The sequence below is a fragment of the Pasteurella bettyae CCUG 2042 genome (assembly GCF_000262245.1).
GTDB classification, from domain to species: domain Bacteria; phylum Pseudomonadota; class Gammaproteobacteria; order Enterobacterales; family Pasteurellaceae; genus Basfia; species Basfia bettyae.
Genome location: NZ_AJSX01000036.1, coordinates 64,393 through 83,215, shown reverse-complemented (window position 1 = coordinate 83,215; position 18,823 = coordinate 64,393). Strand labels below are relative to the sequence as shown.

The window sequence follows — 18,823 nt, the reverse complement described above, 5'->3', positions numbered from 1 at the left end:
TTTATAGTTAGACAAAAAGTTGAGCTATAAAAACCATACGCTTTGCGCATGGAATCAAAGAGCTTAAGCGTTGAGTAGAAATAAAAAGTCCTCCTATAATGAATAAGGCTGACAACCAAAATTCAACATATAGGAGGACAAGTCATGGTAAGTAAATCCAATGACGATGTAAGTCTATCACACACAAGGTGGAACTGTAAGTATCATATTATGTTTATTCCGAAATATCGGAGAAAAGCAATTTATGGAAAATTGCGAGTAGATATAGGCAGTATATTAAGGCAGTTATGTCAGTATAAAAGCATTGAGATAATAGAAGCTCATGCAATGAAAGATCATATTCATATGTTGCTTAAGATCCCGCTGAAACTGGCAGAGGAATATATCAGGAGAAAGAATGTGGTTTGTTTTAGAGGGATGTGAAGCTCTAGACCTTTATAGGATATACTAAAAACCACCGATTTCACGGGTGGATTGTTATTAAAAAGGTGAAATAGGGAAATTTTATTAGCTAATATATTTTATTTATGGAAATTATTTATATATTTAGTAACTTGTAAGTGATACTTTCTTAAGTGATCTTTTTAATTTTTCTTCAATTTAGTTAAGTTTTTGCGATCTAACTCGCAAAAATATATTAACTAGTTTAATTTTATTATAATAAATGTTTATATTTATCATATGAATTAATTAATAACAAAGGATAGTTAGTTTTATAGGAGAAAGGAATCATGACACTGACAAATCAAGATACTTATGAAATTAGAAAACGTCTTGGTGAGTTTTTAGGTGGTGAGGTAACTGCTAGACACCTCTTTATGGGATATGGGTTATTCTATCAAGATTTAATGTTTGGTATTTATAGTAAAGGACAATTTTATTTAAAAGGTGAGCATAAGTTAGCTGAGGTGTTTGAGAATATGGGGGCTGTTTCATGGACAACCACCGCAAAATCTTCAGATCTCGCTATTGCAAATTATTATGAATTGCCAATATCAGTGACTAAGGATGAGAATGTTTATAAGCGTTTAGTCATTGCTTCAGTTAAACAAATTTAGCAAAAAAAGTTAGATGCTGAATTGGCACGCAAAGAGCGAATTAAGGAATTACCTAATTTATCAATTAAGCATGAACGTTTATTAGCTAAAATAGATATTTATGATGTTAAGACTTTTAAAGAGGTTGGTCCATTTAGATGTTTTATTCAACTAAAACAAAAAGGTATTCCAATTAATATTGAATTATTTTGGCTATTATTGGCTGCTTTGCAAAATAAACATGTTAGCTTATTAACTCATGCAGAAAGAAAGCAAGCATTACTTATTCTCAATAAAATGCTAGTAGAGGCAGGCTATAAAGAAATCAAAAGTGAATATTTGCTCTAATTAAGATTAATTATCAATAAGTTAGTAAACTTTAAGGGATTATATTAGTATTTTGAAGAATTGATCTGCATCCCAAAAGTTGGACTAAACAACCAACAAATTAAGGTGCAGATTTTTTATGACTAAATGCAACTAGTCCTTGAAACAACAGGTGATTAAATTTTATCCCCCACATGGGAAAAATCAGTCATTCACTCGTCAGTATTTTCAACTTTCAGAAATCTCATTAAAACGCTGGGTTAGCCAATATAATCATAATGATTTTGATCGGTTATCTGTGCTTGTAGAAAACAAACCTATTCGCCCGAATTTAAATTATCTGTGATACAAGTAGTCAAAACCGAAGAAGAACGTTTTCGTTATCGTATTTTAATACTGGAATGCGGAGAATGCCCTCTTAAAAAAGTTGCAGGTGCTTATTCAAGCAAAAATGCAAAAAAAACAATCTCGTAAAATCGCTACTAACTTAATTTTCGCTTAAACTGTTGTTGCAACTAACAACCTTAAAACGCAGCTCGTTCTTTTATCATCAGGCAGAGAAAGTAGATAAAATGCAGATATTTTATAGAAAGTAGTAGCAATTTATCATGAAAATCAGGGAAATTATGGTTATCTTCGCATCACCCTCATGTTGAGGAAAAGCGAGATAATTAACCACAAAAAAGTAAAAAGGATAATGCAACAGCTGGATTTAAAAGGAAATGCAAACGGAGACGATATCGTTCGTATCACGGTGAAGTTGGCAAAATTGTAGACAATAGGCTGCAACGGGATTTCCACTCCACGGCGACAAATCAGAAATAGGTTACTGATGTGTGCATATTCAATTGAAATTAAAAGCACTGAGCCCAGTGGAGTACAGAACCCACTCCTTAAATTAAATCCGTCTAACTTTTTGAGCGCAGATCAAATGAGTCCTTTTGATTTATAATGGATTCATCGCATTGATAATTCTAATTTCTTCAAAATCCCCAATATCTTCTAGTCTAATTCTTCTTTCTTTGATTTTTTTCTCTGATAATAGCTTTGTTCTTTGAGTACCAATTAATAGTGGTGTGTCAGGTGTGAACCATTGCTCATCTTTTTTAAAAATAAGATTTCCTATAGAACAATCAGTTACACAACCGTTTTTAATAATTATAATTTCATCACAATTATTTTTTTGTTTTAGTAAATTATCGAATATATGTCGATCGGTATATTTTAATTGGTAGTCAATGTTATCACTTATGATAGGTTGGAAATGATGATAATGCTTTCTCATATAAGGAAAACATTGAATTTGATAACTATCATAATTGTAATTTATACGGCAACGAATCAAATTGTGTTGACTTTGTAAGGCTAAAAGTGCGGTAGATTTTTGCAAAATTTTTTCAAGATCAAAAATGCGATAAGCTCGATTTGCATAGTATAAAGACAAGGAATGTTCATATCTCATTTGATGTAATTGGATATTTTGAATCTTTCCTTGTTCAATAGCGATGGTTTCAAATAACGGATATTGCATTATATTTCACTTATTGGTAAATAAACTTTTTCAAGTAATTCTTGGTACTCATCTTCAGCATTACTTTGGCTAGTTATACCTCCACCGCTATGAAAGTAAAGCTTATCTTTTTGTTGCTCAATAAATCGAATTGCCACCGCACTTCGTAATGTATTTCCATTAAAGATACCAAAAATGCCTGTATAATAGCCACGATTTTGTTTTTCAGCTTGTTGAATAATTTCAACGGTTTTTTGTTTAGGCGCCCCACTAATAGAACCTGCTGGAAGCAATTTACTGAGTATGGTTCCTATATTTTCTTGCCAATTTATCAGAAGATCGCCAACAATTTCAGAACTTGTCTGCAATATACTGCTTCTATTCGTTTGAATTTTATCAATGTAACGAAATTTTTTAACCTGAATATTTTGTGCAACGATAGCGAGATCATTACGCATTAAATCTACGATAGTGTAATGTTCTTTTTGTTCTTTAGGATTATTTAATAATTTTTCTTTTGCATTTTTAATAGAAGCATTAATCGTTCCTTTCATGGGATAAGTGAAAATTTGATTATTTTCAATTTTAATAAAAGGTTCAGGAGAAAAACATAAAAATTGATCTTTTAGCCATAGTTTATAAGGTGCTTGTGTGAGGTAAAATAGTTGTTCCAGATTCCCGTTAATTTTAATTTCTGTTGGATAAGTCAGATTGAGTAAATAAGAGTTTCCTTTTTGTAGCTGTTGTTTTACCAGCTTGAAACCTTGTTGATATTCATTGAAACTGATAGGGAAGCTTTGCAATGTCATTTTATCTGTAAATACTTTACTGTCAGTATGAAAATTTTTTAGTCCTTGGAAATCAAAAAATATGCCATTTTCAACCGCACTTTCTATAGGGCAGAGGATAGGTTTTTGTTGTTCAAAATCAATTAAAAAGAAAAAGGGGATATGTTGTTTCCCAAATTGATTTGCTTGTTGAATAAATTGATTAAAATTCATTTTTTTAAGTGTAAGTCATAAAATATTAAAGTAACGCAACAATTGTTATTTTATACTTAGCTAAAGTATTGTTGATTTGAGATTTTTATGGAAAAACGTTTATTAATTATAAATAATCATGACTCTTTTACCTATAATTTAGTGGATTTGTTACGAAGATTATGTATTCCAATGGAAATAGTCAATGTTGAATTACTAAATTTAGATGAGGTTGATGCTTTTAGTCATATATTAATCTCTCCAGGCCCTGATGTGCCAGAGGCTTACCCTCAATTATTTGCTTGTCTAGCACGTTACCATCAATGTAAATCTATACTAGGTGTATGTTTAGGGCATCAAACCTTATGTCAGTTTTTTGGTGCACATTTATATAATTTGGCCGAAGTGAGACATGGGGTCTCTGGTAATTTAAAAGTGCGGTGTAATTCTGGTATTTTTTCTGGTTTACCTAAGCAATTTAAAGTAGGGTTATATCATTCTTGGGCAGTGGATAAATATGAGTTTCCTGAGCAATTAAAAATTACTGCAGAATGCCATGATGGCGTGATTATGGCATTTCAACATAAAACGTTACCAATTTATGGGGTACAATTTCATCCTGAATCTTATATTTCAGAATATGGTGAGCAATTACTTACAAATTGGTTTAATGGATAAAAGAGGAAAGATAGCGCATAATGGGTTTTGCCAAAATTGATGTCATTATTCCTTGTTACAATGCTGTAGAAACTTTAGAAAGAGCTGCGATGTCTGCATTAAATCAGCCTGGTTTAGGTAAGTTATGGTTGATTGATGATGCATCAACAGACCAAACTTATATGTTGGCTACACAATTAGCTGCTCAATATCCTGAATTTATTCAAGTAGAAAGAATGCCTAAAAATTCAGGTGTTGCTAAATCACGCAATTGGGGAGCATTACAAAGTGAAGCAGATTATATTGCTTTTTTAGATGCAGACGATGCTTATGAAAATAATGCATTAGAAGTGGCAGATGCGATTTTTCATTTTCGTCCTGAAGTGGCTGTTGTACGATTAGCGTTGAAACCTGTAGGTATTGCTGAGCGTTATAGTCAACATGAAAACTTTGATTTTGCCTGGCAGCATATGCGTATGACTTGTGGTGGAAATATTGTATTTAATCGTGCATTTTTTTTAGCCTGCGGTGGTTTCCCTCAACATCAATTATTCAAAGAACTTGGTGGGGAAGACGGGGCATTAGGTATTGCAACCACAAAAATGAGTTTGGTTGCGACAGCTTTTGATGAGGTTGGTGTATTGCATTATTGTCGTGAAGGCATGCATGCGGAACGATTACTAGATGCTATTTTATTTAATAAAGTTCCTCAAGAAGTTACTGCTGAGAAAATAGTACAAGCAAATTCAGTGACAGATCATATCTGTCAGCAAATAAATCAGTTAAAATTAGTATTATCTACAGAGAATGTTGGTATCCAATCTCTGGTTATTGAACGTAATTAGAAGGAAAAATTGTGAAAATTATTATCCTTGGTGCAGGACAAGTTGGCTTAACGCTTGCAGAAAACCTTGTTAGTGAAGATAACGATATCACGTTGGTTGATAGTGAATTAGAACTGTTAGAGGATATTCAGCAAAAGCATGACTTACGAGTAGTAAATGGCCCTGCATCTTCACCACGTGTATTACGTGAGGCTGGGGCAACTGATGTTGATTTATTAGTGGCAGTAACGAGTTCAGATGAAGTTAATATGGTGGCTTGCCAAATGGCGTATACGTTATTTCATACACCAACAAAAATTGCACGTATTCGAAATTCAGAATATTTACGAGAAAAAGATAAATTATTTCATCATAATATGATTCCGATTGATCATATTATTTCTCCTGAAATACTTGTCACTGATGAAATTATTCGCTTGATTGATTATCCTGGAGCGTTACAAATTTCCTATTTTGCAGATAAACGCATTAGTCTAGTCGTATTGAAAGCCTATTATGGGGGACCATTGGTAGGTTATTCTATTTCTACTTTGAAAGAACATTTGCCACATATTGGCTGTAGAATTGTCTCTATACTTCGCCAAGATACACAAATTCGCCCACAAGGATCAACCATTATTGAAGCAGGTGATGAAGTCACATTTATTACCGAGACGGTTAATACAAAAGCCTTTATGAGTGAAATACAAAGATTAGATAAACCTTATAAACGGATTATGATTGTTGGTGGTGGTAATATTGGTGCTGGGGTGGCGAAATATTTAGAAGAAACCTGTAGTGTTAAATTAATAGAGAGAAATGCAGAAAAAGCCAAAGCTTTAACTGAAAAATTATCCCATACACTGGTTTTTCAGGGAGATGCTTCTGATCAATCCCTATTATTTGAGGAACATATTGAGAATATTGATGTATTTATTTCTCTCACCAGTGATGATGAGGCAAATATTATGTCAGCACTATTAGCAAAACGTCTTGGCGCAAAAAAAGCAATGGTGCTTATTCAGCGTATGGCCTATATTAATTTAATTCAAGGTGGGACAATTGATATTGCCGTTTCTCCTCAACAAGCCACTATCTCAGCATTGTTAAGTCATGTTCGCAAAGGTGATGTCAAAAATGTAGTCTCCTTACGACATGGGCAAGCAGAAGCATTAGAGCTTGTCATACATGGAGATACAACTACATCTAATGTTGTTGGGCGTAAACTTGGCGAGTTAAAATTACCTCAAGGGGTAATGGTTGGTGCTTTGTTACGTGATAATGAAGTTATCATTGCAAGTAAAAACCTTATTTTACAAGAAGAAGACCATGTTGTTATTTATATTAGTGATAAGAAATATGTGTCTGATGTTGAAAAAATGTTCCAACCTAGTGCATTTTTCATCTAAAAATGCTATACAAATAACATAGAATTACTATAATACGCTGTCTTTTATACATAATCTAACTTAGGAGAATCTTATGAGCTTTATGAAAGAATTCCGTGAATTTGCAATGCGCGGAAATGTTGTTGATATGGCTGTCGGTGTGATCATCGGTGGTGCATTTGGTAAAATTGTTAGTTCATTAGTTGCTGACATTGTTATGCCAGTACTAGGTGTATTAACTGGTGGTGTAGATTTTAAAGATTTAAAAATTGTATTAGCGGAAGCTGTAGGAGAAACCCCAGCAGTAACATTAAATTACGGTTTATTCATCCAAAATATTTTTGATTTTATTATTATTGCATTTGCGATCTTTATGATGGTGAAAGCGATTAATAAGGTGAAAAAACCAGCTGAAGTAGTGAAAGGACCAACATCTGAAGAGCTACTTACTGAAATTCGTGATTTATTGAAAAAATAATCATACCATTAAATAAAAAATCTTCTCAATAATTGTGAGGATTTTTTGTTTATTTCTTCACTCATTTGCTAAGCTTAACAAGGATATCAAGATGACTGATTTGCAAGCACTACAAGCTGAAACCAGAGAAATTATTACTGATTTATTAAATGATGGGAGTGATCCTGAGGCGCTTTATATTATTGAGCATCATGTAGCGCATTATGACTTTGATAAATTGGAAAAAATTGCTGTTGATGCCTTTAAAGCGGGATATGAAGTATCAGAAGCTGAAGAGTTTGAAGACGATAATGGCAAAGTTATTTATTGTTTTGATATTATTAGTGAAGTTGCATTAAAACCTGAAATTATCGATTTACAGCAAAAAGAAATTCTACCTATTTTAGAGAAACAAGGTGGGCTTTATGATGGTTGGGGAACCTATTTTGAAGATCCTAATGCTGAAGAAGATGAATATGGTGATGATGGAGAATTCTTCAATGAGGAAGATGACTTCTACGAGGAAGACGATCATAAAATCCATTAATTTATTTTACCGCACTGAAAAGTGCGGTTCTTTTTTAAGGAGTTTTATATGAAATCTAAATTACTAATATGGTCATGTTTATTTGTATCTGTTGCTTGTTTTGCAGAAAGCAATAATCAAGTTGACAATAATTTAAAAGATGTCATCAGCTTTTCTGCTGAAGTAGAAAAAGAAGTCACAAGAGATGTATTGCAAGTTTCTTTTTATTTACATGAAGAGGGTAAGAGTTTAAAAGATCTGAATATACAGGTGGCTGAAAAATTAAATAAAGCATTAGCCTTAATTAAGAAAAAAAATAATATTGAGATTCGAAGTAATAATCGCCAAACACAAGTACATTATAACGATAAAAGTCAGAAAAATGGTTGGGTAGAAACTGCAGAATTAGTCGTTCAAAGTAAAGATTTTGATCAGTTGTCACAATTAATAGATGAGGTATCTGATTTTCTAGCAATTAATCATATTAATGCAATTTTATCCAAGGAAGCATTAGCTGATTTAGAAGATGAAATGGTAAAACTTGCATTAACTAAATTCCAGCATAAAGCAGAATTAATCCAACAATCTTTGCAAGCAAAAAGTTATCATATTGTAGAGATGAACGTTGCTAATGTGGATGATCGTTATCATGCACCCTATGGGGCGAATATGATGAGCATGAGAATGGCTACAGCCGCGCCTGAGTCAGAGCCTGTTCAATTAGAAAGTGGAAAAACTTTAATTAAAGCCGTTGTGGAAGGTAAGATTCAATTAATTAAAGAATAATTTTAGGTATTTGTATATAAACAGGCTGTCTTTTCAATGACAGGCTATGATAAATCCTATACAATACGTGGAAAATTTTTAACCATAAATATGAGGTCAAAATGAAAGTTGCTAAGAATATTGTTGTAGGCATTGCTTATCAAGTTCGTACAGAAGATGGAGTCTTAGTTGATGAAGCACCCGCAAATCAACCATTAGAATATTTACAAGGTCACAACAATTTAGTTATTGGCTTAGAAAACGCATTAGAAGGTAAATCAGTTGGTGACAAATTTGAAGTGCGTGTGAAACCTGAAGAAGGTTATGGCGAATATAATGAAAATATGGTTCAACGTGTACCAAAAAATGTATTTGTTGGTGTTGATGATTTAGAAGTTGGTATGCGTTTTATTGCTGATACAGATATGGGTCCATTGCCTGTAGTGATTACTGAAGTCTCTGATGATGAAGTCGTTGTTGATGGCAACCATATGTTAGCTGGCCAAGAATTATTATTTACCGTAGAAGTGGTTTCTGCTCGTGAAGCAACACCAGAAGAGATCGCTCATGGCCACATTCATTCAGGTGATCATCACCATCATCATGAAGGTGGTTGTGGATGCGGTGGACACGATCATGACCACGATCACGGACATGGTGGTTGCGGATGTGGCGGACATAGCCATGATCACGACCATGACCATAGTCATCATCACGGACATGGCGGTTGTGGATGTGGTGGGCACGGTCACGAACATTAGGAAAGAGTCGCCATTTAGCGCGAAATCTTACTTAAATTGACATAAAAAGTACCGCACTTTGAATTATGTAAAGTGCGGTCTTTTTATCTGCAAAACTTTGCATAGTTTTAATTTTAATCTATCATGTTTGCAGTATGATTTTTATACAATGGTAGCATCTATGATTGGGGTGGGTGGAAAGTACCACTCTAATAAAAATTTTATTTCGAGATAATTTTATGAGTTTTTCAGCACCAAATATTGGTTTTGTTAGTTTGGGGTGTCCAAAAAATTTAGTGGATTCAGAACGCATTTTAACGGAGTTACGTACTGATGGATATAATATTATCCCCACTTACGAAAATGCGGATTTAGTTATTGTTAATACTTGTGGGTTTATTGATAGTGCAGTACAGGAGTCATTAGAAGCTATCGGTGAAGCGCTTGAAGAAAATGGCAAAGTTATCGTTACAGGTTGTTTAGGGGCTAAGGAAAATCAAATTCGAGAAGTGCACCCAAAAGTATTGGATATTACAGGTCCACATAGCTACGAAGCAGTAATGGAACATGTACATAAATATGTACCTCGTCCAGAACGCAATCCTTATATTAGCTTAGTTCCAGCTCAAGGTGTTAAGTTAACACCAAAGCATTATGCGTATTTAAAGATCTCTGAAGGTTGTGATCATCATTGTACATTCTGCATCATTCCTTCATTACGTGGAGAACTGGATAGTCGTCCAATTACACAAGTATTAGATGAAGCAAAACGCTTAGCTAATTCAGGTGTAAAAGAAATTTTAGTCGTTTCTCAAGATACTTCAGCATATGCATTAGATCAGTCAAAAGAAGCACAAAATAAAACCGTATTCTGGAATGGTGCACCGATTAAAAATAATTTAATGGCATTGTGCCAGCAATTAAGTACTTTAGGCGTTTGGATTCGTTTACATTATGTGTATCCCTATCCCCACGTAGATGACTTAATCCCGCTGATGGCAGCGGGCAAAATTCTGCCTTATTTAGATATACCTCTTCAACATGCTAGCCCGAAAATTTTAAAGGCAATGAAACGACCAGGTTCTGTTGAACGGGTACTTGAACGTATTAAAAAATGGCGTGAAATTTGTCCAGAGTTAACATTACGTTCTACATTTATTGTTGGGTTTCCAGGGGAAACAGAAGAAGATTTCCAAATTCTTCTCGACTTTTTAAAAGAGGCACAATTAGATCGAGTGGGTTGTTTTAAATTTAGCCCTGTTGAAGGCGCTAAAGCAACAGATATGGCAGATCAAGTACCAGAGGATGTAAAAGAAGAGCGATTCCAGCGTTTTATGGAACTTCAACAACAAATTTCAGCAACTCGCTTGCAACAAAAAATTGGTAAAACATTATCAGTGATTATTGATGAAATTGATGATCAAGGGATGATAGGCCGTTCTATGGCAGATGCTCCAGAAATTGATGGTGTTGTTTATATAGATAACATAAGCCAAATCGCCGTTAAGGTGGGGGATATTATTTCAGTAACCATTACTCAAGCGGATGAATATGATCTATGGGCAACATGTTAGTTAGCTTATATAGCTGATTTATTGTGAACAAGTCATTAAATAAAAATATCCTCTTATATTAAGAGGATATTTTATTATTTATATAATATTTTTATTGAATAGTGATTCTACGTCAGGCATGATTCCTCGCCATAATTTAAAAGAATGTGCGGCTTGCCCAATGAGCATACCTAAACCATCACTCACATTCGTGACACCCAAGCGTTTTGCAAGTGCAATAAAAGGCGTATCCGCATCTTTTGCATATTGCATATCATAAACTGCGGTGGCTTTTTGTAAAATTTCTGGATGAATATCTACGGTTTTACCTTGTAAGCCAAGAGAAGTGGCATTAATCACTAAATCAAATTTTTGCACAGGAATTTTAGCTAATTCAACAGCTTGAATTTGTCCATATTGACTAAATTTAGTCGCTAGTTCTTGTGCTTTAGATAAACTGCGGTTAGCAATTAAGATTTTTTGTTGAGCTTGTAATAATGGCAGTAACACGCCTTTAGTCGCACCGCCTGCTCCCAAAATAAGAATATGTTGATGGGGTTTTAAATAGCCTAAACGTTGTAAATCGCTCACTAAGCCTGCACCATCAGTATTGTCTGCATAGAGTTTACCATTGTCTAATTTTTTTAAGGTATTACAGGCTCCTGCGCTCAAGGCTCGCTCACTATATTGATCTGCGAGTTGGTAAGCTCGTTCTTTAAATGGGGCGGTAATGTTACAACCTTTTGCTCCTTTTGAGAAAAAATCTTTTATTTGTTGCTCAAAATTTTGTTCATCACCAAGTATCGCGGTATATTCCATAACTTGTTGGGTCTGTTGTGCAAAATATTGATGAATAGCGGGAGACTTACTTTGTGCAATTGGATTACCCCAAACAGCATACTTATCCATATCTATTCCTTTTTTTAAAGCTTTCCATTGTTGAGATAACATACTGTAAATCTCAAAATCGGTAAATTCACCAGAAGATAATAGTAATCCTTGTCTTTCTATGCCTTCAAAGGTGAAATGTAAACGTTGAGGGATTTTTTTACTAGCAATATTCTCTGTGGCACATTTAATTTGTACACGATTTATGTAGAGTTCGTTAAACGCATAATCTAATAAGGCTTGTAAGGATTGGGTGATAATCCCCTTACCCTGAAAAGTGTTTGAAAGCCAATATCCAATATCTAATTTTAAATTTGAATAATCTATTTTGGTATAACTAATCAGACCTACTAATTGGCAATTATAGTGAATACCAAAAACCCATTCGTTGCTATGCTCAAGTGATTGGATAAAGTGTTCAGTGTCTTCAAGTTGGTGTGTCTTATCAATCATAGGTAGCCAACGGCCAAGATATTCTCGTTGGCGGCTAATGATTGCAAAAAGAGGTTTTGCATCATCAAGTTGAACTTTCTTTAAATAGATTTTATCGTTGACGTGAAGTTCGGTAGCAATCATAAACTAGCCTTGTCTAAAGATTTGCTGAGTAAAAATATCTCTAATTTCTGATGGATTAATGGCATTCCCTACAGGCATATCTAATGCAGGGAAAAATTTTCCAAATTGCGACCGCACTTCTTGTGCGGTTTTACAAGGAGGATGTCCACTAAGGTTGGCACTGGTTGAAGTAATTGCAAAGCCTGTTTGTTCACAAATTTGAGCCACGGCAGGATGTGTACATAAACGAACGGCAAGCGAGCTGAACTGCCCCGTAATAAATTTTGGTGTATCTTGATTAGCAGGCACGACCCAAGTGATTGGACGATCATAATGGGCGGTAATTAAATCCCAATGTTGATCATGGAGTTGTTGAGTATTGATGAAAGGTAAGAGTAATTCTAGCTTATGAGCTACTAAAATTAACCCTTTCTCTACAGGACGTTGTTTTAAAATTAATAATTTTTTGACCGCACTTTCACTACGAGGATCGCAACCTAAGCCAAAGACCGCTTCAGTGGGATAAGCAACCACTTGCTGTTGTTTTAATTGTTCGACAATTTGTGCTACTTTCATTCTATATTTCTTCTGTTCTTTTTTGTTCAAAACTATGTTTACATGTCTTATTGGCACAGATCAAAGTGCGGTGGGTTTCTGATTGTTTTTTTAGGGTACAAACAGCCTCGCCACACTGCGGGCAAGTAATCGGATAAGGCTTACTTGGTAAGGTAAATTTGCACTGTGGAAACTGATTGCATGCGTAAAATGTTTTACCTTGTCGTCCACGACGAGCGATCAATAAACCTTTATGACATTCAGGACAAGTAATATTTTCTTCATTATGGGTTTCTGGCTGTTCATGCACAATAAAATTACAATCAGGATAATTGCTACAGCCAATGAACATGCCAAATGTCCCTTGCTTGACATATAAAGGATGCCCACATTCAGGACACAGCTCATTTAGCTCTTTAATTACCCGACTTTCTGTTTGAGCATGTAAGGGTTTTATAAAATCGCATTGTGGATAGGCAGAGCAACCTAGAAATAAGCCTTTTTTCCCTTGCTTCATTTGTAAGGGAGAACCGCATTGAGGACAAATTTCTTCACTTTTAGTATGTTGAAAAAGAGGTTCGCTCATAATTATCTTCTATTCCTAATAATGCTCTGAGGGTAGCAATAATCAGCGTAGTTTACAATATAAAAATTGGAATTAAGCCCGCATTCTGTTGTTTTTTAGTTTATACTTAGCACTCATTTAACTAAGGATTTTTAGATGCAAGATTTACAACAATATCAAGAATTACTGCAAGACCCTTTCGTGATTGCCACTATCGTACTCGTTATTTTATGTTTGATTTTCTTGTTTGTGATGGCTCGCCGTAAACGTGATGTACAAGAATTACAACAAGATCTAAATAAAAATATCTTAGATTACAATCAATTAGTTGAAAAGTTTGATGCTTTAACTGTGAGTAAAAATCAATTGGATCAAGCGATAATTCGTTCTCAAACCACGGCAGAAGGATTACAAGTTCGTTTGCAAGAGCGTGATCAACAGATTTCTAGTTTGCAAACGGAATTGAATGAAGAACAGAATCGTCATCAGATCACGGTGGATAAAATGACGATTTTACGTGATCAATTTAGTATTAAAAATACACAGTCATTAAATTATCAACAACAATTAGAACAACAACAAAGTATGGTTGTCCGTAAAGATCAGGATATTCTTAATTTAAATGAAAAATTGACCTTATTAACCCAAGAATTAACCGAACTTAAGACGACGCTTTCAGAGAAAGAAAAAAACTTTGCAGAACAACAGCAGGCATTTGCACAAAGCAAACAACAGCTTTCTACGGAATTTCAAAATTTAGCCAATCGTATTTTAGATGAGAAGAGCCAAAGTTTTAGCCAATCTAATCAAACCGCATTAGATTCTCTACTTAAACCTTTCCGTGAGCAGATTGATGGTTTCCAAAAACGTGTTAATGAAATTCATTCTGAATCCTTAAAGGGAAATGCTAATTTAGAATCTGAAATTAAACGCGTACTGAATATTGGAAACCAAATGTCGCAAGAGGCGAATAATCTGACTTCAGCCTTAAAAGGTGAGAAAAAAACTTTAGGTAACTGGGGAGAAATGCAACTTGAGCGTGCATTACAGTTAGCTGGTTTAGTGAAAGGGGAGCATTATGAGTCGCAAGCACATTTCAAAGATGAAACAGGTAAAAATAATTATCCTGACTTTGTAGTGAACTTACCTGATAACAAACATCTTGTTATTGATAGTAAAATGTCGCTGGTGGCCTATGAAAGTGCGGTCAATACGGAAGATGAAACGCAACGCGTACAGTTCTTACGTGAACATTTGCGGGCTATTCGCAATCATATAGATGATTTATCTCGCAAGGATTATAGTAATTTAATTGGTATGCGTAGCCCAGATTTTGTATTGATGTTTGTTGCAGTTGAACCGGCGTATATTGAGGCAATGAAAGCGGATTTAAATCTATTTAATTATGGTTATGAAAAAAATGTGATTTTAGTATCTCATACTACCTTAATGCCGATTTTACGTACTGTTGCTAATTTGTGGCGTATTGAACGAGGCAATACAGAAGCTCGTGAAATTAGTGAGCGAGCAGGGGAAATCTATAACCAAATTTGTTTGGTCGCAGAACGTTTATCCAAACTTGGAACAACGTTGTCTACTGTAACAGGTCATTATAATAGTACGGTGACAGCTCTAGTAGGCAATCAAGGTTTAGTGGGGAAAGTGGAGCGTTTTAAAGATTTGTCCACTAAAGCGAATAAGACAATGCCAGAAGTAGAATTACTGCATTCTGATTTAGAAACAGATAAATTAATGATTGTCAAAGCGTTGCCAGATAATAGCTCTAATTAAACTTGTAGTTATATTGATAAAAATCCCGATTAAATATCGGGATTTTTATTGTCTGTTGGAAATGATTAAGGGTCTTAGATGGGCATAAATCCAGTTAAACAGATAACCGTAGATCACAATCATAATAGAAATTCCGAGATCCATAAAGAATGCCGCTATCAAGCTAATATTAAGACAGTAGGCAATAATTGGTAATGTAATAATTAATAAACCACCTTCAAAGCTAGTAGCATGGAATAGTCTTAATTTTGCGCTGCGATGTTCTTTTGGACCTGTAAAAAATTGATCAAATACCCAATTAAAAATAAAATTCCAAACCATGGCAATAAGGGATATTAATATCATCGTAATTGATTCATGGCTCCCAGCGGTACCTGTCATGATCCAAATAAAGGCGATCGAGAGTAAAATAGCACCAATTTCAAATAAGGCAGAATGGAAGATGCGTTCTAAAAAGCTCATATAGTTCTCAATGAAATCATTATTTCCTATTATATAAAATTAAAAATTCACAAAAAAATACCGCACTTTGATTACTCAAAAAGTGCGGTGGTTTTTGGTAAAAATTTTTTAATTCATCATTGCGGTGACATATTTCAGCATCACGCCAGCGGCAATGGCTGAACCAATTACACCCGCGACATTCGGCCCCATAGCATGCATTAATAAAAAGTTTTGGTTATCTGCTTCTAAACCAATTTTATTAGACACCCGAGCGGCCATTGGAACAGCTGAAACCCCAGCTGAGCCAATAAGAGGATTAATTTTATTTTTACTAAATTTGTTCATAAATTTTGCCATTAATACTCCACTACCTGTACCAATGCAGAATGCTGCCACACCAAGTAAAAGAATACCAAGGGTTTGCGGTTGCAAGAATTTATCAGCAATAAGTTTTGAACCCACTGATAAGCCTAAAATAATGGTGACAATGTTAATTAAAGCATTTTGGGTAGTATCACTTAAGCGTTCTACAACACCACTAACTCGCATTAAATTACCAAAACAGAACATACCAAGTAATGGGGCTGCATCTGGTAATAATAATGCGACTAACAGTAACAATACGATAGGGAAAATAATTTTTTCTCGGTTACTTACATTACGTAGTTGCACCATCCGAATTTTTCGCTCTTGCTCCGTGGTTAACGCTTTCATAATTGGTGGTTGGATTAATGGAACCAATGCCATATATGAATAAGCAGCTACCGCAATAGCACCTAATAATTCAGGCGCTAAACGACTTGTTAAATAAATAGCCGTTGGACCATCTGCACCGCCGATAATACCAATAGAAGCGGCTTGTGGAAGCGTGAAACTAATAATACCAAAATAGTTCAATGCTAATGCACCAAGCACTGTTGCAAAAATGCCGAATTGTGCCGCTGCACCTAATAATAAGGTTTTAGGATTCGCAATTAATGGACCAAAGTCCGTCATTGCACCTACCCCCATGAAGATAACAAGTGGTGCCACTCCATAGCCAATAGCAACGTTATAGAATAATGCAAGAATACCTGCACTATATCCCATATCCACTGCCGTCGCTTCTAGCTGTGCGACTTCAGAAGCCGTACTTGCAGCGATTGCAGCTTTAATCTGAGTAGGATCTGCCATTACACCTAGTTTTGATGCGATAACTGCGATTTGATCTGCGCTACCTAAGTGCAATAGATTATCTAAAGCTGTCATCGCTAGACCTGCTTCAGGGATATTTGATAATAAACCACCAAAACCGATAGGTAAGAGGAGCAATGGTTCAAATTTACGAGCAATTGCTAACCAGAGTAGTAATAAGCTGATGAGAATCATCACCGCTTGTCCCCAATCCATATGCATAATGCCCGTACCTTTCAGTAAAGCAATAATACTTTTCATACCACCACCCTTAAGCTAAAGTCATTAATGTGTCACCCACTGCAACAGTATCACCTGCTTTAATAGTAATACCTTGAACTGTACCCGCTTTAGCAGCACGGATTTCAGTTTCCATTTTCATTGCTTCAAGAATTAATAGCACGTCACCTTCTGCGACTTTTTGCCCTTCAGTGGCAACTACTTTCCAAATATTCCCTGCCATTGGTGCCGTTACTGGTGTACCAGATGCTATAGGTGCTTGTGATGGTGTTGCTTGAGGGGCTGTTGCTACAGGTGTTGCTGTCGGTGCAATATTCGTGATATCCCCACCTTCACTGACTTTAACGACAAATGCTTTTCCTTCAAGTTCTACAGTATAAACAGCTGAGCCTGTTTGAGCTTTTGGTGTTGTCACAGGGGCTGCTTTAGGTGCAGCAGAAGCCGCGGTAGGGGCAGGTTCAAATGCTTCTGGATTGCCTCTATTTTCTAAGAATTTAAGACCAATTTGTGGGAATAATGCAACAATTAAAATATCATCAATTTCATTATCTGCTAATTTAATGCCTTTTTCTTTCGCTTGTTGTTTCACTTCTGCGGCTAATTTATCCATTTCTGGTGCAATATGATCGGCGGGGCGATCAGTAACAGGTTGACCACCTTCTAATACTCGAGCTTGTAGTTCAGCATTTACTGGTGCAGGTGTACGACCATATTCACCTTTTAAAATACCTGCCGTTTCTTTGGCAATCGTTTTATAACGTTCACCCATTAATACGTTAATTACAGATTGCGTACCAACAATTTGCGATGTTGGTGTTACTAATGGAATGTAACCTAAATCTTGGCGTACACGCGGAATTTCCTTTAATACTTCATCTAATTTATCTGAAGCATTTTGTTGTTTTAATTGGCTTTCCAGATTAGTTAACATACCTCCAGGTACTTGTGCTACTAAGATACGACTGTCTGTACCACGTAATTGCCCTTCAAATTTTGCATATTTTTTACGAACATCTCGGAAGTATGCTGAGATTTTTTCTAGGCTAGGAATATCTAAACCAGAATCGTATTCAGTGCCTTGTAATGTTGCGACTAATGCTTCTGTAGCTGGGTGACCATAAGTACCAGACATTGAAGAAATCGAAGTATCAATACCATCTATTCCAGCTTCAATCGCTTTCAATAATGACATTTCAGCCATACCAGTGGTTGAATGGCAGTGTAAGTGAAGTTCTACATCGTAACGTTGTTTAATTGCACTGACTAATGCATAGGCTGCCATTGGGGTTAAAATACCTGACATATCTTTTATGACGAGGCTATCAATACCAATTTCTAATAATTGTTCAGTAACATTTAGCCAAGTATCTAATGTATGAACCGGGCTAGTGGTATAACTTAATGTACCTTGTGCATGACCACCTTGTTTTTTTACTGCTTTTAAGGCTTGTTGCATATTTCTAGGGTCATTAAGTGCATCAAATACACGGAATACAGACATACCGTTGGCAACACAGCGTTCAACGAATTTATCTACCACATCATCTGCATAGTGGCGGTAACCTAATAAATTTTGACCACGAAGTAACATTTGTAATGGGGTTTTAGGTAATGCTTTTTTTAATTCACGCAAACGAACCCATGGATCTTCACCTAGAAAGCGGATACAAGCATCAAATGTTGCGCCTCCCCAGGCTTCTAATGACCAATAACCAATGTTATCTAGTTCAGAGGCAATGGGTAGCATATCATCTAGGCGTAAACGAGTTGCAAAAAGAGATTGATGTGCATCACGAAGAACAACATCAGTAAATTGAATTTTTTTAGTCATAATAAAATCCTTTTAGT

The 18,823-nt window shown here is 35.3% G+C and carries 20 protein-coding genes and 2 pseudogenes; 13 read left to right on the top strand and 9 right to left on the bottom strand.

All coding sequences use genetic code 11. The features are described 5' to 3' along the window. Positions 1-144 precede the first annotated feature (144 nt). The 4 genes and pseudogenes from tnpA to HMPREF1052_RS11675 all read left to right on the top strand — a co-directional run. A pseudogene (tnpA, locus tag HMPREF1052_RS07990) lies at positions 145-375 on the top strand (IS200/IS605 family transposase); the annotation flags it as partial. A gap of 356 nt (positions 376-731) precedes the next feature. Continuing rightward, positions 732-1,058, top strand: a complete 327-nt coding sequence (locus HMPREF1052_RS11545; protein ID WP_005761153.1) for a TfoX/Sxy family protein — start codon at positions 732-734, stop codon at positions 1,056-1,058. Positions 1,059-1,079: 21 nt separating this feature from the next. Beyond that, the gene (locus HMPREF1052_RS11540; protein ID WP_005761171.1) at positions 1,080-1,385 is read left to right on the top strand and encodes a TfoX/Sxy family protein; all 306 of its coding nucleotides are present in this window, start codon (positions 1,080-1,082) and stop codon (positions 1,383-1,385) included. A 580-nt stretch (positions 1,386-1,965) separates the two neighbouring features. After that, positions 1,966-2,139 carry an IS3 family transposase gene (locus HMPREF1052_RS11675; RefSeq protein ID WP_081484408.1) on the top strand — a complete coding sequence of 58 codons (174 nt, stop codon included), beginning with the start codon at positions 1,966-1,968 and terminating at the stop codon, positions 2,137-2,139. A 171-nt stretch (positions 2,140-2,310) separates the two neighbouring features. Here the strand turns inward: HMPREF1052_RS11675 and HMPREF1052_RS07980 are convergent, their stop codons facing one another. After that, positions 2,311-2,895, bottom strand: coding sequence for an aminotransferase class IV family protein (locus HMPREF1052_RS07980; RefSeq protein ID WP_005761134.1), 585 nt, complete (start codon positions 2,893-2,895; stop codon positions 2,311-2,313). Further along, positions 2,895-3,875 carry an aminodeoxychorismate synthase component I gene (locus HMPREF1052_RS07975; RefSeq protein WP_005761103.1) on the bottom strand — a complete coding sequence of 327 codons (981 nt, stop codon included), beginning with the start codon at positions 3,873-3,875 and terminating at the stop codon, positions 2,895-2,897. The genes HMPREF1052_RS07980 and HMPREF1052_RS07975 overlap by 1 nt, the downstream gene beginning before the upstream one ends. A gap of 87 nt (positions 3,876-3,962) precedes the next feature. On the opposite strand from HMPREF1052_RS07975, the gene HMPREF1052_RS07970 reads away from it, so the two are divergent. From HMPREF1052_RS07970 to rimO, 8 genes are all read left to right on the top strand, one after another. Next, positions 3,963-4,532, top strand: a complete 570-nt coding sequence (locus HMPREF1052_RS07970; RefSeq protein ID WP_005761141.1) for an anthranilate synthase component II — start codon at positions 3,963-3,965, stop codon at positions 4,530-4,532. A 20-nt stretch (positions 4,533-4,552) separates the two neighbouring features. Next, complete coding sequence (locus tag HMPREF1052_RS07965; RefSeq protein ID WP_005761138.1) at positions 4,553-5,356, top strand: glycosyltransferase family 2 protein; 804 nt, start codon at positions 4,553-4,555, stop codon at positions 5,354-5,356. Between the two features lie 11 nt (positions 5,357-5,367). Continuing rightward, positions 5,368-6,744 carry a Trk system potassium transporter TrkA gene (gene trkA / locus HMPREF1052_RS07960; protein ID WP_005761121.1) on the top strand — a complete coding sequence of 459 codons (1,377 nt, stop codon included), beginning with the start codon at positions 5,368-5,370 and terminating at the stop codon, positions 6,742-6,744. Positions 6,745-6,817: 73 nt separating this feature from the next. Next, entirely contained in the window at positions 6,818-7,201 is a 384-nt protein-coding gene (mscL, locus tag HMPREF1052_RS07955) for a large-conductance mechanosensitive channel protein MscL (RefSeq protein ID WP_005761154.1), read from the top strand. A 91-nt stretch (positions 7,202-7,292) separates the two neighbouring features. After that, positions 7,293-7,727 (top strand): ribonuclease E inhibitor RraB, encoded by a 435-nt coding sequence (gene rraB, locus HMPREF1052_RS07950; protein ID WP_005761113.1) that lies wholly within the window; start codon positions 7,293-7,295, stop codon positions 7,725-7,727. Positions 7,728-7,775: 48 nt separating this feature from the next. After that, positions 7,776-8,492 (top strand): SIMPL domain-containing protein, encoded by a 717-nt coding sequence (locus HMPREF1052_RS07945; protein ID WP_005761186.1) that lies wholly within the window; start codon positions 7,776-7,778, stop codon positions 8,490-8,492. A gap of 101 nt (positions 8,493-8,593) precedes the next feature. Next, positions 8,594-9,232 carry a peptidylprolyl isomerase gene (gene slyD, locus HMPREF1052_RS07940; protein WP_005761156.1) on the top strand — a complete coding sequence of 213 codons (639 nt, stop codon included), beginning with the start codon at positions 8,594-8,596 and terminating at the stop codon, positions 9,230-9,232. Between the two features lie 218 nt (positions 9,233-9,450). Beyond that, positions 9,451-10,785, top strand: a complete 1,335-nt coding sequence (gene rimO / locus HMPREF1052_RS07935) for a 30S ribosomal protein S12 methylthiotransferase RimO (RefSeq protein WP_005761177.1) — start codon at positions 9,451-9,453, stop codon at positions 10,783-10,785. A gap of 78 nt (positions 10,786-10,863) precedes the next feature. On the opposite strand, the gene aroE is transcribed toward rimO, so the two are convergent. The 4 genes and pseudogenes from aroE to HMPREF1052_RS07920 all read right to left on the bottom strand — a co-directional run bounded on the left by aroE (position 10,864) and on the right by HMPREF1052_RS07920 (position 13,348). Further along, complete coding sequence (gene aroE / locus HMPREF1052_RS11535) at positions 10,864-11,673, bottom strand: shikimate dehydrogenase (protein ID WP_040596452.1); 810 nt, start codon at positions 11,671-11,673, stop codon at positions 10,864-10,866. 102 nt (positions 11,674-11,775) lie between these two features. Further along, positions 11,776-12,228, bottom strand: a pseudogene (locus HMPREF1052_RS11530) (GNAT family N-acetyltransferase); the annotation flags it as partial. Between the two features lie 3 nt (positions 12,229-12,231). Then, complete coding sequence (locus tag HMPREF1052_RS07925; protein ID WP_005761120.1) at positions 12,232-12,783, bottom strand: Sua5/YciO/YrdC/YwlC family protein; 552 nt, start codon at positions 12,781-12,783, stop codon at positions 12,232-12,234. Between the two features lies 1 nt (position 12,784). Further along, positions 12,785-13,348, bottom strand: coding sequence for a DNA topoisomerase family protein (locus HMPREF1052_RS07920; RefSeq protein WP_005761124.1), 564 nt, complete (start codon positions 13,346-13,348; stop codon positions 12,785-12,787). A gap of 135 nt (positions 13,349-13,483) precedes the next feature. Here HMPREF1052_RS07920 and rmuC point away from each other — a divergent pair, with 135 nt between their 5' ends. Continuing rightward, positions 13,484-15,118 (top strand): DNA recombination protein RmuC, encoded by a 1,635-nt coding sequence (gene rmuC, locus HMPREF1052_RS07915; protein ID WP_005761140.1) that lies wholly within the window; start codon positions 13,484-13,486, stop codon positions 15,116-15,118. Between the two features lie 45 nt (positions 15,119-15,163). Here rmuC and HMPREF1052_RS07910 read toward each other — a convergent pair whose 3' ends face one another. From HMPREF1052_RS07910 to oadA, 3 genes are all read right to left on the bottom strand, one after another. Then, positions 15,164-15,580, bottom strand: coding sequence for a PACE efflux transporter (locus tag HMPREF1052_RS07910; protein WP_005761128.1), 417 nt, complete (start codon positions 15,578-15,580; stop codon positions 15,164-15,166). Positions 15,581-15,688: 108 nt separating this feature from the next. Continuing rightward, positions 15,689-16,996 carry a sodium ion-translocating decarboxylase subunit beta gene (locus HMPREF1052_RS07905; RefSeq protein WP_005761099.1) on the bottom strand — a complete coding sequence of 436 codons (1,308 nt, stop codon included), beginning with the start codon at positions 16,994-16,996 and terminating at the stop codon, positions 15,689-15,691. 10 nt (positions 16,997-17,006) lie between these two features. Further along, positions 17,007-18,806: a sodium-extruding oxaloacetate decarboxylase subunit alpha gene (gene oadA, locus HMPREF1052_RS07900; RefSeq protein ID WP_005761119.1), complete on the bottom strand. Its 1,800-nt coding sequence runs from the start codon at positions 18,804-18,806 to the stop codon at positions 17,007-17,009. Positions 18,807-18,823: the final 17 nt, after the last annotated feature.

Excerpts from the sequence above, each read along its gene's own strand:
- slyD (WP_005761156.1), top strand. The coding sequence starts at position 8,594 with ATGAAAGTTGCTAAGAATATTGTTGTAGGCATTGCTTATCAAGTTCGT.
- aroE (WP_040596452.1), bottom strand. The coding sequence starts at position 11,673 with ATGGATAAGTATGCTGTTTGGGGTAATCCAATTGCACAAAGTAAGTCT.
- HMPREF1052_RS07965 (WP_005761138.1), top strand. The coding sequence starts at position 4,553 with ATGGGTTTTGCCAAAATTGATGTCATTATTCCTTGTTACAATGCTGTA.
- HMPREF1052_RS07970 (WP_005761141.1), top strand. The coding sequence starts at position 3,963 with ATGGAAAAACGTTTATTAATTATAAATAATCATGACTCTTTTACCTAT.
- HMPREF1052_RS07945 (WP_005761186.1), top strand. The coding sequence starts at position 7,776 with ATGAAATCTAAATTACTAATATGGTCATGTTTATTTGTATCTGTTGCT.
- HMPREF1052_RS11545 (WP_005761153.1), top strand. The coding sequence starts at position 732 with ATGACACTGACAAATCAAGATACTTATGAAATTAGAAAACGTCTTGGT.
- rraB (WP_005761113.1), top strand. The coding sequence starts at position 7,293 with ATGACTGATTTGCAAGCACTACAAGCTGAAACCAGAGAAATTATTACT.
- oadA (WP_005761119.1), bottom strand. The coding sequence starts at position 18,806 with ATGACTAAAAAAATTCAATTTACTGATGTTGTTCTTCGTGATGCACAT.
- mscL (WP_005761154.1), top strand. The coding sequence starts at position 6,818 with ATGAGCTTTATGAAAGAATTCCGTGAATTTGCAATGCGCGGAAATGTT.
- HMPREF1052_RS07975 (WP_005761103.1), bottom strand. The coding sequence starts at position 3,875 with ATGAATTTTAATCAATTTATTCAACAAGCAAATCAATTTGGGAAACAA.
- HMPREF1052_RS07925 (WP_005761120.1), bottom strand. The coding sequence starts at position 12,783 with ATGAAAGTAGCACAAATTGTCGAACAATTAAAACAACAGCAAGTGGTT.
- HMPREF1052_RS07920 (WP_005761124.1), bottom strand. The coding sequence starts at position 13,348 with ATGAGCGAACCTCTTTTTCAACATACTAAAAGTGAAGAAATTTGTCCT.
- HMPREF1052_RS07980 (WP_005761134.1), bottom strand. The coding sequence starts at position 2,895 with ATGCAATATCCGTTATTTGAAACCATCGCTATTGAACAAGGAAAGATT.
- rmuC (WP_005761140.1), top strand. The coding sequence starts at position 13,484 with ATGCAAGATTTACAACAATATCAAGAATTACTGCAAGACCCTTTCGTG.
- HMPREF1052_RS07910 (WP_005761128.1), bottom strand. The coding sequence starts at position 15,580 with ATGAGCTTTTTAGAACGCATCTTCCATTCTGCCTTATTTGAAATTGGT.
- HMPREF1052_RS07905 (WP_005761099.1), bottom strand. The coding sequence starts at position 16,996 with ATGAAAAGTATTATTGCTTTACTGAAAGGTACGGGCATTATGCATATG.
- rimO (WP_005761177.1), top strand. The coding sequence starts at position 9,451 with ATGAGTTTTTCAGCACCAAATATTGGTTTTGTTAGTTTGGGGTGTCCA.